Source organism: [Phormidium] sp. LEGE 05292 (assembly GCF_015207735.1).
Classification (GTDB): Bacteria; Cyanobacteriota; Cyanobacteriia; order Cyanobacteriales; family Aerosakkonemataceae; genus Floridanema.
Genome location: NZ_JADEWG010000075.1, coordinates 17,707 through 32,485, shown reverse-complemented (window position 1 = coordinate 32,485; position 14,779 = coordinate 17,707). Strand labels below are relative to the sequence as shown.

Here is a 14,779-nt window from a genome sequence, read left to right as displayed (position 1 = left end):
CCCTTGTCCCCTTGTCCCCTTGTCCCCTTGTCCCCTTGTCCTCTGCCCTCTCAAAGTTCGACAAAATCGTAAACTACAACACCAGTAACGGGATCGTTATCAATTCTTACATAACCAGCTTTTACTAATTGCAATAAAGCGCCTTCTATTTCCGAAAAAGTCATACCTGTATCCATAACTGCTTGAGTAACCGAAAGTTTACCTCCTCTGGCAGATGCAGCTTTGACTAGTTTCACCATTAATTGATCGCGGTTTAAAGGAAGAGTTTGGGAAACTGCTGGTTGATTTAATGGTATTCCATTGGGTGCATAACCGAATTTTCCTCGGAATTTTAAGTTATGCTCTTCTACCATTCCGGGAATTAGGAATAAATCAATAAATTGTCCAACTCCAAATAAGCCAAATGTACATAGCCAGATAACGCCTGTGAACATTTTGCGATTATAGATGCGGTGTAAACCGTGTAGTTGTAGCAAGCAAGCTAGCCAAAGTATGTAGCTAGTGCCAACATTATTACCAATATTACTGTTAACGCTATTCATTGCTGAATTAGTTACTTTGTGATTGTCCATTTTTTTATGATAGTTATTTTGTTATTGAGTGTTTGTATACCTGGAGTAGCGATTATTTGTAACAAAACTTGATACATTGTTGCAAGTCTTAATGCGATCGCTCATCTAATCCAGCCAATACCTTGGTAGACTAAAACCCATAGTTGATAAAGCGTCGCATCTGAGGCAACGATCGATCTTAACTAGATCAAAAACTAGAGACACCTATGGTAGATTCCCTTAAGAAACCCAGTTTTGAAGAATTACGGCCAGGAATAAAAGTTCCTGCTAAAGAAACCATCCTCACGCCTCGGTTTTATACAACCGACTTTGACGAAATGGCGCGGATGGACATCTCACCCAACGAAGACGAACTGAAAGCGATTTTAGAAGAGTTCCGCGTTGACTATAATCGCCATCACTTTGTCCGGGATGCAGAATTTGAACAATCCTGGGAACATATCGACGGGGAAACTCGCAAGTTGTTCGTTGAGTTCCTAGAACGTTCCTGTACTGCTGAGTTTTCTGGATTCCTACTTTACAAGGAACTAGGAAGACGCTTGAAAGATAAAAGTCCGGTTTTGGCAGAATGCTTTAACCTGATGTCGCGGGATGAAGCGCGTCACGCAGGTTTTCTCAACAAGGCGCTGTCTGACTTTAACCTGTCCTTAGACTTAGGATTCCTCACAAAAAGCCGGAAATACACCTTCTTCAAACCAAAATTCATTTTCTACGCTACCTACCTTTCTGAAAAGATTGGTTACTGGCGCTATATCACCATTTACCGTCACTTAGAAGCCCATCCAGAAGACAGAGTTTATCCCATTTTCCGCTTCTTTGAAAACTGGTGTCAGGATGAAAACCGTCACGGCGACTTCTTTGATGCGGTAATGAAAGCACAACCGGACACTTTGAACGACTGGAAAGCGAAACTCTGGTGTCGGTTCTTCCTACTGTCGGTGTTTGCTACCATGTACCTCAATGATATCCAGCGGGCTGACTTTTATGCCGCAATTGGTCTAAATGCACGGGATTATGATATCTACGTGATTGAAAAGACTAACGAAACAGCTGGAAGAGTCTTCCCAGTAATGTTGGATGTCAATAATCCAGAATTCTATGAGCGTTTGGATGTTTGTGTTAAGAACAATGCCAAGCTGACTGAAATTGTTAACTCCAATCAGCCTAAATTCCTGCAATTGTTGCGGAAATTGCCTTTGTACATTTCTAACGGTTGGCAACTGTTACGACTGTATTTCATGAAACCAATTGATGTAATGTCTTTGCAAGGAACAGTCAAATAATCTTTCATTAGTTGCTCCTTGATTATGGCGGTTCTGCTACTAGCGGAACCGTTTTTTTTGCAAGAATACAGTAATGTATTTATAGCCTTCAGTTAATTGGGTGTTTGGTAGTGGGTAGGTGGGTAGTCGATAATGGGAATTTGGTAATCAGAATAAATCTGTTATAATTCCTGTCAAAAATCTTCAATCTAATTTCTTAAATTACCCCTACCAACTACTAACTACTTACCTCTGAAAATTTGTACAAGATGAAATTAAATTACTGGTTTCTATTAATTAGCAGTTGCTTAACTCTGACAGCGACACCTGCTTGGGGACAAACTCCAGAAACTCAACCAACTCCCGAAACTCCGCCTACTCAGGAAACTCCCCAAACTCCAGAACCTGCAACGCCTAATTCGTCAGCGAGAGATTTAGAATTAAGCCCAGAAATTATTGAAAATAGCCCGGTATTGCGGCGCTGGATGCGGAAAGTTCCTAATGTTTTGGAGAGTATTAAAAACGACCCTAGTTTTCGGACAAGGTTGCGGTTAGGTTATTCTCAGTATACTTCTGACGATCGCTCTTCAGGAATTAAAGTCGGAGTAGAAGATATATTTTTGGGAAAAACTGGGTTAACTTTAAGCGGCGAGTATAACACTTCCTTTGATGGTGATTACACTCTTTACGGTGGAGATTTACGTTACTATATTTTGCCTTTGGGTGGTTACATTAATATTGCCCCGGTAGTTGGCTATCGTTACATAGATACTGACAGATACAATACTAGTGGTCTAAATGTTGGCGCAAAGCTGCTGTTTGTGTTTTCTCGCACTGGCGCAGGCGATGTTTCTTTAACTCAAAGTTGGGTGTCTCCCGGTACTAGTGAAGAGGTGGGGTTGACTACTATTTCTGTAGGCTATGCTTTAACCCAAAATATTCGCTTATCTACAGATTTTCAGAAACAGAATGCTAGACAAAGAAAGGATAACCGATTAGCGATCGTTTTGGAATGGATGCTATAATTCCCCGAAATTGAAGAAAGGGTAGGTTTGGCAAAGCTGCTGGCAAATTGAAATCAGTTTGCCATCTACCTAATATTGAAGCAGTTACCACTGTTTATCGCGGTAACTGCTTGTAACATACAAAAAATATGCGGATGAAAGGACTTGAACCTTCACTTCTTGCGAAACCAGAACCTAAATCTGGCGCGTCTGCCAATTCCGCCACATCCGCTTGAATCTCTATATTAACAGATTCACACAATAAATCAGTATAGCAGATTTCTTTTCTTAAGTGAACCAACAGCAACTATAACTGAGATCTTGCACCAAGAGGCAATAGCTCCTGTTTTTCGTTCCCAGGTTGAATCTGGGAACGAGTCAACGAGTGAAGGAGATTCAACCTCCTTTGCTGCAAAGTCCGAGCCCCCAAAAGGCGCGAAGAAACACCCACAATAGATGAAAGAAACACAATGTACAAGAGTTTGAGCAAATGTGTTTCTTATGAGTATAAATTCCCGGAGAGTTCCGCAGGTTTTTGCAGCGACTTACCTGAACTAAAACATATTCCAAAAACTTTAAAGCCGCTTGTTCCCTTTTTAGCTTAGTTCTCATCACCAACAAATTAGCAATACCAATAGCTGTTACCGATTTTTTTATTAATAAGAATTGCCGTAATCACGTTAGTGCATACCTTAAACATTCATTACCAACCCCACATACTACTGACACTTATTTTAAATTATATTTCTATAAATTAAAAATTGTTAGTATAGAACATGACTACTTATTAATTACAGGTATTATAAGATAAAAAGAGAAATAAATAAATTTTAAAACCCGAACAAAAACCAACTTTAATTGGGTTCAAAATAATGAAAACCATCATTCCAAGTACTTTACTAGTTTTAGCCTCTACCAGTATTGTCTTAGCAAGATCAGTACAAGCACAGTCTCCGACAATATCCAATCAACCAACGGATGATTTTACCTTATCAGGTGACTCTTTAGAAGGAATTGAAACTCGCACAGTAGAAGGTGACTATCGCCAATTCTTTGGCGGAAATGCCTCAGCTAGCCGAATTAATGAAAGCTATCAGATGACCAAAAAAGGCAGTCGAAACCCATTACAAGTGGGGAATGATGCAGAATTACAAATTAATCGACAAACTCCCCAATCAATTAACGCTGTACCTTTCCGAGAAAATGAGCGAAATGATACTAACAGAGTCGAATTAAAATTGGATTTAGCCGAATAAAAGGGACTGCCATCGACTGGGGACTGGGAAAAACTTGATTGTCGGGGCGGGTTTAGCAGACAATTGTGCGATCGCAGCAGAGGAATTAACCACAAAACCCGCCCTTAATCTAGGGGTTCACAACCAAAGAATGAAAACAAAACCCGCCTCTAAAAAGGCAAAATTTTATGAGGGCGGGTTTTGTTGGGAATTTTTTGGTTGGGATGATAGAAATTTTGGCTAAACCCGCCCCTACAGGTACAAATTTTGGTTTTTGTTTTGTTTTTTAAGATTATGCTTCCACTTTCACGCCTTTCCAAAATGCCACATAACCTTGAATTTTTTTGGCGGCATCTTTAGTTTGGGGATAGTACCAAGCAGCATCTTTGTTTACTTGTCCGTCTACTTCAATAGAGTAGTAACTGGCGACACCTTTCCAAGGACAAGTAGTGTGAGTCTCGCTATCTTTAAAATAGTCTTTGTTAATCGCTTCGGGGGGGAAGTAGTGGTTTCCTTCGACTACCTCAGTGCGATCGCTCTCTGCTAAAATAGCACCATTCCAAACTGCTTTCGGCATCTGTGATTTTTCCCTTGCTAAATTACCAGTACAATTATTAGGATAAACTAATCGCTGATAAAATCATCCCTGTCCAGCGATAATCCTAAAAATTCCCAATCTACCCAGGCAGAAATAACTATACAGTTAAAAACAGGTGTAAAGCCTGTTTTACAACCCTTCTTTCCTTCTGCCTTGGAGCCCTTTGCCTTCTGCCTTCTTGTACTATTATCAGCGCACTACTGATTAAATCATGTCTCAGTTTCCCACCCTGGAAAAGGCACTCAAACACTATTTTGGTTACGATAGCTTTCGCCCTGGACAAAAGCAAATTGTCCAACAAGCTTTAAAAAACCAAGACTCGTTAATTATCATGCCAACTGGCGGCGGCAAATCTCTTTGCTTTCAACTTCCAGCCATGTTAAAAAAGGGTGTAACAGTGGTAGTTTCGCCGCTGATTTCACTGATGCAAGACCAAGTGGAGGCATTACGAAATAATGGGATTTCGGCGACTTTCCTCAATAGTAGTTTGAATGGATGGCAAGTGCGACATCGAGAGGAAAGTATTCGCAATGGTCAGACTAAATTACTTTATGTTGCCCCGGAAAGGTTATTAAGTGAAAAGTTTTTACCATTTTTAGATTTAGTGCAGCATCAAGTAGGAATTGCAGGTTTTGCTATTGATGAAGCGCACTGTGTTTCCGAGTGGGGACATGATTTTCGTCCTGAATATCGACAGTTAAAATTGTTGCGTAAACGTTATCCCGATTTGCCAGTAATGGCGTTAACTGCTACCGCTACCGAGAGAGTTCGTCAAGATATTATTCAACAGTTACATTTACAAGATCCTTTTATTCATATTGCTAGTTTTAATCGGCATAATCTTTATTACGAAGTTCGTCCCAAAGCAAAAAGTAGCTATACGGAATTATTAGTACAAATTCGGCAAGCCAAAGGGTCAGTAATTATTTATTGTCTCAGTCGTAAAACTGTTGACGATTTAACTTTTAGATTGCAAAAAGATGGCGTGAATGCTTTGCCTTATCATGCAGGTTTAAGTGATGAAGAACGCAGCGATAATCAAACTCGGTTTATTCGAGATGATGTGCAAGTAATCGTTGCCACCATTGCTTTTGGCATGGGAATTAATAAACCGGATGTCCGGTTAGTAATTCACTATGATTTACCCCGAAATATCGAAAGTTATTATCAAGAAGCTGGTAGGGCGGGAAGAGATGGGGAATCTGCTCATTGTACCATTTATTTTAGTTATGGTGATATTAAAAAGATTGAATGGGGAATCGACCAAAAAAGCGATGAACAAGAACAAATGATCGCCCGTCAGCAGTTACGGAGAATGATTGATTATGCGGAAGGAACGGACTGTCGGCGGACAATTCAGTTAAGTTATTTTGGGGAATATTTTGCGGGAAATTGTGGGAAATGCGATAATTGCGCTAATCCCAAACCTGTGGAAGATTGGACAATTGAAGCGATGAAGTTTCTCTCTTGTGTCGCTAGGTGTAAAGAAAGGTTTGGGATGAATTATATTATTGATGTATTGCGGGGTTCTAAAAATCAGAAAATTTTACAAAATAAGCATAATGAACTTTCTACTTATGGAATTGGGAAAGATAAAACTGCTGATGAATGGAAGTTCTTGGGCCGATCGCTAATTCACCAAGGTATATTAGAACAGAGTACAGATGGTTATGCTATCCTCAAACTTAATGCCTTAAGTTGGGAAGTCATGCGCCGACAACGGCAAGTTTTTCTCGCAATGCCAACGCAAAAGAAAGTAACTCTAGAAGAGAAAAACCTGAAAAAAGCCGGGATGGAAGTATTATATGAAAGGCTGCGTGTTCTGCGGAAAAAACTTGCTGACGATCAAGGTGTTCCCCCTTATGTAATTTTTCATGATTCTACTTTGAAGTTAATGGCGCAAGTTCAACCGGAAACTTTACTAGCATTCGGAGAACTGTCGGGAGTTGGTAGCAGTAAACTCTCCCAATATGGGTCGGTTTTTCTGAAAGAAATTCGTGCTTATCGTCAAGAACAAGGTTTATCAGTAGCTAGTGATGAGAAAATAGAAACCCTATCACCATCCACAACTCAATTAATGAGTTTACACTTATTTCAGCAAGGTTTGACTGTGGAAGAAATTGCCCAACAACGTAATCTTAAATCTTCTACTATTTTCGGACATTTAACAGAATTGTGGGAAATGGGAGAAACGGTAGATATAGATAAATTAGTTTCTCCTAAACGACAAAAAATTATCTGGCAAGCAATGGAAGAAATTCGTACTGTGGAAATGTTAAAGCCAATTTATGAGTATTTGCAAGAAGAATTTAGTTATGGAGAAATTCGCGTAGTTCGGGCTTTATGGAAAAACCAGCATAAAAAATAGATATCTGGCAAAAGTGTTTTTATATACATTGTATTTAGTCTATAGTAACAATTAATAAAATTGACTGTAGAGACGTTTCATAAAACATCTCTACAGTTTGTATGGATTAATAATTGTTGTCGCAACATTAGTTTACATTTACTGTGCTTTCACCTTGATTGGATTTAACAAATGACAATACTCTGGGCAAAGTAATGCAGATGATGGTGTTTACTAAAGTCAGCACTAGACAATCTGTTAATGTCATATTCATTGCCCTCTTGATAAAAATCCTTACAGTATTATTTTTATCTCAAAACCGAGAGAGCGGCGCAAAAATGGATTTTGGATTACTTGTGAATCATATAAGTTAAGCTAAACAATAGACTCTGTGTGCATGAACGATCGGGAATTTGGATAGACAAAAGAGATTCTGTCTACAGTTCATCGCTAAAATAACCTAGCTAAGAGTTATGGTGAAAGCGTCAGTGGTTAAAGAAATGACTATGAAAAATCCTGCTACTTCTGCCAGTTCTTACAGAATGTCCGATCTAGAAAGGGAAAAGCTAAAACTCGTTGTAGATTACTCTTTTGCCCAATCTTTGCCGGAAATTTGGTCGATCGCAGCCCAAAAATTTGCCAATGCGATCGCTTTACACGATCCACACAGTAAGCCAGAAGTTATACTTACGTACCCCCAACTTTACCAGCAAATTCAGCAATTTGCTGCTGGATTGCAAGCCAATGGCTTATTGTCATTAGTAGAGAGTGATGATTCAGGAGATCCTCCCCGTGTCGCCCTAATTTCTGACAATAGTTATCGGTGGATGATTGCTGACCAAGGTATTATGATGGCTGGGGCAGCAGATGTAGTTCGTAGTTCTGCTGCGGAAACCGAAGAATTACTTTATATTATCGAGCATAGCGGTAGTACAGTTTTAGTAGTAGAAGATCAAAAGACGCTGAAAAAATTAGGCGATCGCCTTTTAAAATTCCCCATCCAACTGATAGTCCTACTCACAGATGAAAAACTGGAAACTTTTGGAGAAATCAAAGTTCTCAACTTTTCTCAAGTAATGGCAGCTGGGACATCTCAAGAATTAAAACCAGCTAATCAAAATCACCACACCCTCGCCACTTTACTTTACACCTCTGGAACCACTGGAAAACCCAAAGGCGTAAGACTAACTCACGGAAATTTACTACATCAACTTACAACCTTGGGCGCAATTATCCAACCTCATGTGGGAGATATTGCCCTTTCCATTCTTCCCACTTGGCACACTTTTGGACGGACGGCGGAATATTTTGTATTGTCTCAAGGTTGTCACCAAATTTATACCAGCATTCGTCATATTAAACAAGACTTCAAAGAATTTAAACCGCAATATATGATCGGTGTTCCCCGACTTTTAGAATCAGTGTATGAAGGAGTGCAAAAGAAATTTCGGGAACAACCAGCGAATAAGCAAAAATTAGTTAATAACCTGTTTGAATTTAGCCAGCGTTACATTCAAGGAAAGCGAATTTGGCAAGGTTTAGTATTAAAACCTCACCCGCCTGCATTGGGTGAAAAACTATTAGGAGGACTGCAAGCAATTATTTATTGGCCTTTACACTTTTTAGGGGAAAAACTAGTATATAAAACTGTTAGGGAAGCTACTGGCGGGAGGATGAAATACTTTATCAGTGGTGGTGGTTCCTTGGCAATGCACTTGGAAAACTTCTATCAAATTGTTGGGTTGGAAATATTAGTGGGATATGGTTTAACTGAAACTTCCCCTGTTACTCACGCCCGTCGTTATTGGCACAATATCAGAGGTTCTGCGGGACAAGGTATTCCCGGTACGGAGACGAAAATAGTCGATCCAGAAACTCGCCAACCTTTACCTGTGGGTCAAACTGGGATTGTGTTGCTGCGGGGGCCACAGGTTATGCAAGGATATTATAAGAACCCGGAAGCTACGAAAAAAGCGATCGATCCTGAAGGTTGGTTTGATAGTGGTGACTTGGGTTGGTTAACAGAAAATAACGATTTGGTGCTCACTGGAAGACAGAAAGATACGATCGTCCTGACCAACGGCGAAAACATTGAACCCCAACCAATTGAAGATGCTTGTTTGCGTAGTGTCTATATCGATCAGATCATGTTAGTTGGGCAGGATCAGCGATCGCTTGGTGCCTTAATTGTGCCAAACATGGAAGCCCTCAAGCAATGGGCAGATTCGCAAAACTTACAATTAGTGCTACCTAACGAAACCTTCTCCGCTTCCCGCGAACAAATCAAACTCGATAGTAAGATTGTGCAAGAATTGTTCCGCAAAGAACTGACTCGCGAAGTGCAAAACCGTCCTGGTTTCCGTCCAGACGATCGCATTGGCCCTTTTAGATTGCTTGAGGAACCATTTTCGATCGAGAATGGAATGTTAACTCAAACATTGAAAGTCCGCCGACCTGTCGTGATGGAACGCTATCGCGATATGATCGACGGGATGTTCTAAAAACATCAGTGAGAAGTTACAAGGACTTACTGGGCAATTGTCGGGTAAATCCTCGCATACGGCAAAATAAAGGGTGAAGTAGAAAACAGCCTATTTCACTCTTTCGCCTTGAACAATTAAAATGCACATTGCAGGTAAAAATGCAAATTAAAACTTTAAATGTATTTGCAATTTTCCTTTAACTTCTACTGATGAAACATCGCTCCTTAACCACAACAAAAGTTAAATCTAGTCATGGATATTCCCAAAAATCAACTCCTCCTAAAGCGCCCAATTAACATTAAAGCCATTGTGACTCCTCGTTGGAAGGAAGAGGCACAACAACAACTCCAAGGACAACTCAATCAACTAGATCAGCAATTGCAACAGTTAGAAGTACAAGGACAAAGGGCAATTACTGAACTGCAAAAGCAAAGTATTCAGCCCCCAGGCCCTCAAATAATTCAACAAATAGACAACATTCAAAGTCAGGTCAATCAAAGAAAAAGCGAATTGCTAGAACAGAAAAATCAATCCCTGCAACAACTCCAACAAGTGCAATTATTGGAACTCAACCAAGAAGTGAGTCAAGGTACAATTGAAAGCATTTTCACTGTGGAATTGGGAGACAATTTACTGGATAAATGGCAGGTAGAAATTCTGCTACGCGACGGAGTAGTAGAAGAAATTCGCGGTGATATTTAGGATTAAAAATCATCAGTCAATTTTGGATTTTGGATTTTAGATTTAATCGAAAATCAGAAATTGAAAATCTAAAATAGGTTGACCAATGTCAATTAGTAATTAGCAAGTAAGAATTAGCAATGATTCACGAAGTTTTCATGCCCGCCCTCAGTTCCACAATGACCGAAGGCAAGATTGTTTCCTGGGTAAAATCTACCGGGGACAAGATTGAAAAAGGCGAAACAGTGGTGGTGGTGGAATCAGATAAAGCAGATATGGATGTGGAATCCTTCTATGGAGGATACTTAGCCACCATTATTGTAGAAGCGGGTGGAGTTGCGCCTGTGGGTGCAGCGATCGCCTTAGTCGCAGAAACCGAAGCGGAAATAGAAACAGCCAAACAACAAGCAGCAGGTAAAACCACTCAAGCAGCTGCACCAACTCCCGCACCTGCAAAACAACCTGAACCTGTAGCTGTAGCCGCAGCAACTTCCAATGGTGCAGGACGTGGTAGCGATAGAATCGTAGTTTCTCCTCGCGCCCGGAAACTAGCCAAAGAACTGAAAGTAGATTTAAACAGTCTCCAAGGTAGCGGCCCTCACGGTCGGATTGTAGCAGAAGATGTAGAAGCCGCAGCCGGAAAAGCACCCGCCCCCGCAGCCGCAGCACCCACAGTTCCCACCTTTACACCCGCACCTGCACCCGCTGCTAGACCTGCACCCGCACCCGCACTTCCTGCGGTTCCCGGTCAAGTCGTAGGCTTTACCACGCTGCAAAATGCGGTGGTGCGGAACATGGTAGCCAGCTTATCAGTGCCTACCTTCCACGTTGGTTACACCATTACTACTGATAATTTGGACAAACTCTACAAACAGATTAAGTCCAAAGGTGTGACAATGACGGCTTTGTTAGCCAAAGCTGTAGCAGTGACATTGCAAAAACACCCATTGCTTTATGCGAGTTATACCGATCAAGGAATTCAGTATAATTCAGCAATTAATGTTGCTGTTGCAGTAGCAATGGATGATGGTGGTTTAATTACGCCAGTGTTGCAAAATGCGGACAAATTAGATATTTATTCCTTGTCGCGCAGTTGGAAAGATTTGGTCGATCGCTCTCGCGCCAAACAACTCCAACCCCAAGAATATAACTCTGGAACTTTCACCCTTTCCAACTTGGGAATGTTTGGTGTCGATCGCTTCGATGCGATTTTACCACCAGGACAAGGAGCAATTTTAGCGATCGGTGCTTCCCGTCCTCAAGTAGTAGCAACTGCTGATGGAATGTTGGGCGTTAAACAGCAAATGCAGGTAAATATTACCGCCGATCACCGGATTATTTACGGTTCTCATGCTGCCGCATTCTTACAAGATTTGGCAAAATTAATTGAAAAAGATGCCCAATCTTTAACCCTGTAAAAACTAAGTAATTCCCCCCTGTTTTTTGGGGGGAATTCGATTTTAAATTAAGGATTTTGAGAAACAATCTTAACCTTTCATCAACCAGGCATTCAATTCATCTGGTGCTTTTACTTGAGCTAAAATCCTTTGCAATTCTTCACCTTCTAACACTTCTTTTTCTAACAAAAGTTGAGTAGTATACTCCAACAAACCACGATTAAGTTGCAGAATTTCTAGTGCTAGATCGTGAGCTTTATCAATGTTTTGTTTGACTTGCCGATCGATCTCCGTAGCCACCTCTGTACTAATCGCCCGTCGAGAACTACCCCCTTCCAGAAACTGCGCGGCATTCTTTTCAAAAGCGATCGGCCCAAGAACACTACTCATACCATACTGCGTCACCGCACGTTCGGCTAGATCCGTCGCCTTTTGAATATCATCACTAGCGCCTGTAGAAACCTTACCAAAAATAATCTCCTCAGCCGATCGCCCACCCAACAAAGTCGCCAGTTTTCCCCGCAACTCATCTTCAAGCATCAAAAAGCGATCGTCTTCTGGCATTTGCAAAGTATAACCCAAAGCCCCCAATCCACGAGGCACAATTGATATTTTCGTCACCTTATCACCACCAGGCATCAGTGCGCCCACCAAAGCATGACCGACTTCGTGATAAGCTACAGTTTGTCGCTCAGTTGGGGTAAGAATTCGAGAACGTTTTTCCAATCCAGCAATTACCCGTTCGATAGCCTCAGAAAAATCTGCCATCAAAACCGTTTGACGATTATTGCGTGCAGCCATCAAAGCCGCTTCATTAACCAAATTAGCTAAATCAGCACCAACAAAACCAGCCGTTTGAGCAGCAATTACCTCTAAATTTACATCTTCACCCAGAGCGATCGCACGGGCATGAACCTTCAATATCTCCAATCTACCGCTTTTATCAGGACGATCGACTAACACTTGGCGATCGAAACGACCAGGACGACGTAAAGCTGGGTCAAGGATTTCGGGACGATTAGTGGCTGCAATCACGATAACACCATCATTACCATTAAAACCGTCCATTTCTGTCAATAATTGGTTCAAAGTCTGTTCTCGTTCGTCATTACCGCCATTGGGCATCCCGGCGCTGCGAGTTTTGCCGATCGCATCCAGTTCATCAATAAAGATAATGCAAGGAGCCTGTCTTTTAGCTTTATTAAACAAATCGCGCACCCGTGAAGCACCCACACCTACGAAAACTTCCACAAACTCAGAACCGGACATATTCAAGAAAGGGACACCAGCTTCACCTGCAACAGCTTTCGCAAGCAAAGTCTTCCCAGTACCCGGAGGGCCAACTAAAAGGACTCCTTTAGGAATTTTCGCCCCAATCTTGCGATATTTTTCCCCATTAGCTAGGAAATCAACCACTTCTTGCAGTTCTTGCTTCGCCTCATCCACACCTGCAACATCCGCGAAAGTAGTTCCAGTTTTGCCCCGATTGTAGACCCGTGCGTTACTTTTGCCTACACCCATGCCCACACCGATGCTACCACCGCCTGTGTTGGTGAATTTTAGCAGCCATGCAAACAGACCCATGAGTACCCCAGTAGAAAGGAGTAAACCCACTATACCTGCGGCAGTTTCGGAGTTTTTAGGAATAATAAAATCTACACTATGACTGTGCAATAAATTAGTCAGTTCTTCTGTATTTCCAGTGAAATTAGTGTAGTAATGTTGAGTATCAAATCCAGATTTAACAGTGTATTCAATGCGATGGGAAGTAGTTCTTCCTTGGGGAAGATCGGGTTTAATAATTACCCGTTGAACTTGGTTGGATTCTACCTGTTCGATAAATGTGTTGTAAGTTGCTGCTGAACGAGTTTCCGTCTTCATAGAACCAATTTCCAGAGAAAGGAACATCAGAAGCCGGAAATAGAATTACTTATCTCATCCAGACTTCTTACTAGTATTGATTCTCCTGTAATAGTTTTAAAGATGACAGATGAGAATACACCAATCTTTTTAGTGTTTTCCGAAGGGTAGGCTAATGAGACGGTTATTACTCCTTTCTGGTTCGTAGCTTCAATTAAGTGAATTTTTTAGCCAAGAAATCAGGACAGATTCATCAAAAAGCACCTAAGATAATGATACTAAGAAGTATCAGCTCTAAACAGACACTTTGTTAATTCTTAGGAGGCGATCGCCATGTCTTCGATTGTTGAAGTGAGTGCATCAGGCACCTTACAATTACCTGCCGAGATTTTACAGGCAATTAAACCCAATACCCGCTTTGTGGTTGAGGTAGAAAGCGTTTCCGACAGCGTTGCCAAGCAATATCGCTTAATCCTGTCCCCCGTTCCCCCAGCGCAACCATTTTGGGCAACTGCTACCCCTGAAGAACGGGCTGAACGATTAATGCAGTGGGTACAAAGTCATAAAGGTGGAGTTAATCTGCCAGATGAAGCCCTGCGACGGGAGAATATCTACGATTAATGACCACTTATCTGCTAGATACTAACATTTTACTCAGGAGTAGCGATCCTACCTCACCCTTGCAAGCATTAGCAGATTATTTAAAGTCGGATTTTTTGAGAACAAACAAACTACCATCTCCGCCACGTCCTATGCGGAAATCTTCATCCAAGTAAGTAATATCAAGAGTCGCAACTCGACCAACCGGATTAAAAGCTTTTACAACCTTAAAGGGGTCGAGTTGAGGCGTATTAATCCCAATAATTTTATCGATCGACAAATAGCGTTTGTCAAAATAAACATTAATGCGTTTGTCTGGTAATTGTGATGAATCATCGAGTGCAGGCTCAAAACTAGCTGTCACTCTCACATATCCTGATAACAGTCCCAAAGAATGTTTGACAAAAGCCACGTTAAAAAACTGTTTGTTGCTAACATTAATTACTTGATAAACTTTACCCAGCGTTAATCCCAAAGGGAGAGAAACCAAAGACCTAATTTCTCTAGCAGTGGAGTACTGCAATTGCCAACTTCCGTCCAGTAAAGAGATAGCATTTACCAGAGGATGGGGATGAGGATTGCAACTTTCTAATTGGCTGGTCAAATCTTCGATTTCTGCTGCCTTACTTTTGTCTAGCTGCACATTGGTAACAGGAGAGCCATCTTTGTGACTTGGAATCAAATCAAGCGCAGCAAATAATTTTTCTTTTAACAAGAGTTGATTATTCAAGAGTTAACAC

At 41.1% G+C, this 14,779-nt stretch carries 12 protein-coding genes and 1 tRNA gene; 8 read left to right on the top strand and 5 right to left on the bottom strand.

The features are described from left to right. Positions 1-50 precede the first annotated feature (50 nt). Positions 51-572 (bottom strand): NINE protein, encoded by a 522-nt coding sequence (locus tag IQ264_RS19740; RefSeq protein WP_322744756.1) that lies wholly within the window; start codon positions 570-572, stop codon positions 51-53. 206 nt (positions 573-778) lie between these two features. Between IQ264_RS19740 and acsF the strand changes: the two genes are divergently transcribed. Together acsF and IQ264_RS19730 are read left to right on the top strand one after the other, a co-directional pair. Then, a complete protein-coding gene (gene acsF / locus IQ264_RS19735) occupies positions 779-1,855 on the top strand; it encodes a magnesium-protoporphyrin IX monomethyl ester (oxidative) cyclase (protein ID WP_193982514.1) in 1,077 nt (358 codons plus the stop codon). Between the two features lie 248 nt (positions 1,856-2,103). After that, complete coding sequence (locus IQ264_RS19730) at positions 2,104-2,859, top strand: hypothetical protein (RefSeq protein ID WP_193982513.1); 756 nt, start codon at positions 2,104-2,106, stop codon at positions 2,857-2,859. Between the two features lie 129 nt (positions 2,860-2,988). Here the strand turns inward: IQ264_RS19730 and IQ264_RS19725 are convergent. Next, a tRNA-Leu gene (locus IQ264_RS19725) sits at positions 2,989-3,070 on the bottom strand. Between the two features lie 640 nt (positions 3,071-3,710). Between IQ264_RS19725 and IQ264_RS19720 the strand changes: the two genes are divergently transcribed. Next, positions 3,711-4,094 (top strand): hypothetical protein, encoded by a 384-nt coding sequence (locus IQ264_RS19720; protein ID WP_193982512.1) that lies wholly within the window; start codon positions 3,711-3,713, stop codon positions 4,092-4,094. A gap of 271 nt (positions 4,095-4,365) precedes the next feature. On the opposite strand, the gene IQ264_RS19715 is transcribed toward IQ264_RS19720, so the two are convergent. Beyond that, positions 4,366-4,650: a DUF427 domain-containing protein gene (locus IQ264_RS19715; RefSeq protein WP_193982511.1), complete on the bottom strand. Its 285-nt coding sequence runs from the start codon at positions 4,648-4,650 to the stop codon at positions 4,366-4,368. Between the two features lie 232 nt (positions 4,651-4,882). Here IQ264_RS19715 and recQ point away from each other — a divergent pair, with 232 nt between their 5' ends. The 4 genes from recQ (at position 4,883) to IQ264_RS19695 (ending at position 11,600) form a co-directional block, all read left to right on the top strand. Further along, positions 4,883-7,039, top strand: a complete 2,157-nt coding sequence (recQ, locus tag IQ264_RS19710) for a DNA helicase RecQ (protein ID WP_193982510.1) — start codon at positions 4,883-4,885, stop codon at positions 7,037-7,039. Positions 7,040-7,524: 485 nt separating this feature from the next. Continuing rightward, entirely contained in the window at positions 7,525-9,519 is a 1,995-nt protein-coding gene (locus tag IQ264_RS19705; RefSeq protein ID WP_193982515.1) for an AMP-dependent synthetase/ligase, read from the top strand. Positions 9,520-9,753: 234 nt separating this feature from the next. Then, complete coding sequence (locus tag IQ264_RS19700; protein ID WP_193982509.1) at positions 9,754-10,203, top strand: YlqD family protein; 450 nt, start codon at positions 9,754-9,756, stop codon at positions 10,201-10,203. A 119-nt stretch (positions 10,204-10,322) separates the two neighbouring features. Next, complete coding sequence (locus IQ264_RS19695; RefSeq protein WP_193982508.1) at positions 10,323-11,600, top strand: dihydrolipoamide acetyltransferase family protein; 1,278 nt, start codon at positions 10,323-10,325, stop codon at positions 11,598-11,600. A gap of 69 nt (positions 11,601-11,669) precedes the next feature. On the opposite strand, the gene ftsH is transcribed toward IQ264_RS19695, so the two are convergent. Continuing rightward, entirely contained in the window at positions 11,670-13,487 is a 1,818-nt protein-coding gene (ftsH, locus tag IQ264_RS19690) for an ATP-dependent zinc metalloprotease FtsH (RefSeq protein ID WP_193982507.1), read from the bottom strand. 285 nt (positions 13,488-13,772) lie between these two features. Between ftsH and IQ264_RS19685 the strand changes: the two genes are divergently transcribed. Next, positions 13,773-14,060, top strand: coding sequence for a hypothetical protein (locus IQ264_RS19685; protein ID WP_193982506.1), 288 nt, complete (start codon positions 13,773-13,775; stop codon positions 14,058-14,060). Between the two features lie 76 nt (positions 14,061-14,136). Here the strand turns inward: IQ264_RS19685 and IQ264_RS19680 are convergent, their stop codons facing one another. Further along, positions 14,137-14,769, bottom strand: a complete 633-nt coding sequence (locus tag IQ264_RS19680; protein WP_193982505.1) for a PAP/fibrillin family protein — start codon at positions 14,767-14,769, stop codon at positions 14,137-14,139. Between the last annotated feature and the right edge of the window lie 10 nt (positions 14,770-14,779).

Excerpts from the sequence above, each read along its gene's own strand:
- IQ264_RS19740 (WP_322744756.1), bottom strand. The coding sequence starts at position 572 with ATGGACAATCACAAAGTAACTAATTCAGCAATGAATAGCGTTAACAGT.
- acsF (WP_193982514.1), top strand. The coding sequence starts at position 779 with ATGGTAGATTCCCTTAAGAAACCCAGTTTTGAAGAATTACGGCCAGGA.
- IQ264_RS19730 (WP_193982513.1), top strand. The coding sequence starts at position 2,104 with ATGAAATTAAATTACTGGTTTCTATTAATTAGCAGTTGCTTAACTCTG.
- IQ264_RS19720 (WP_193982512.1), top strand. The coding sequence starts at position 3,711 with ATGAAAACCATCATTCCAAGTACTTTACTAGTTTTAGCCTCTACCAGT.
- IQ264_RS19715 (WP_193982511.1), bottom strand. The coding sequence starts at position 4,650 with ATGCCGAAAGCAGTTTGGAATGGTGCTATTTTAGCAGAGAGCGATCGC.
- recQ (WP_193982510.1), top strand. The coding sequence starts at position 4,883 with ATGTCTCAGTTTCCCACCCTGGAAAAGGCACTCAAACACTATTTTGGT.
- IQ264_RS19705 (WP_193982515.1), top strand. The coding sequence starts at position 7,525 with ATGAAAAATCCTGCTACTTCTGCCAGTTCTTACAGAATGTCCGATCTA.
- IQ264_RS19700 (WP_193982509.1), top strand. The coding sequence starts at position 9,754 with ATGGATATTCCCAAAAATCAACTCCTCCTAAAGCGCCCAATTAACATT.
- IQ264_RS19695 (WP_193982508.1), top strand. The coding sequence starts at position 10,323 with ATGATTCACGAAGTTTTCATGCCCGCCCTCAGTTCCACAATGACCGAA.
- ftsH (WP_193982507.1), bottom strand. The coding sequence starts at position 13,487 with ATGTTCCTTTCTCTGGAAATTGGTTCTATGAAGACGGAAACTCGTTCA.
- IQ264_RS19685 (WP_193982506.1), top strand. The coding sequence starts at position 13,773 with ATGTCTTCGATTGTTGAAGTGAGTGCATCAGGCACCTTACAATTACCT.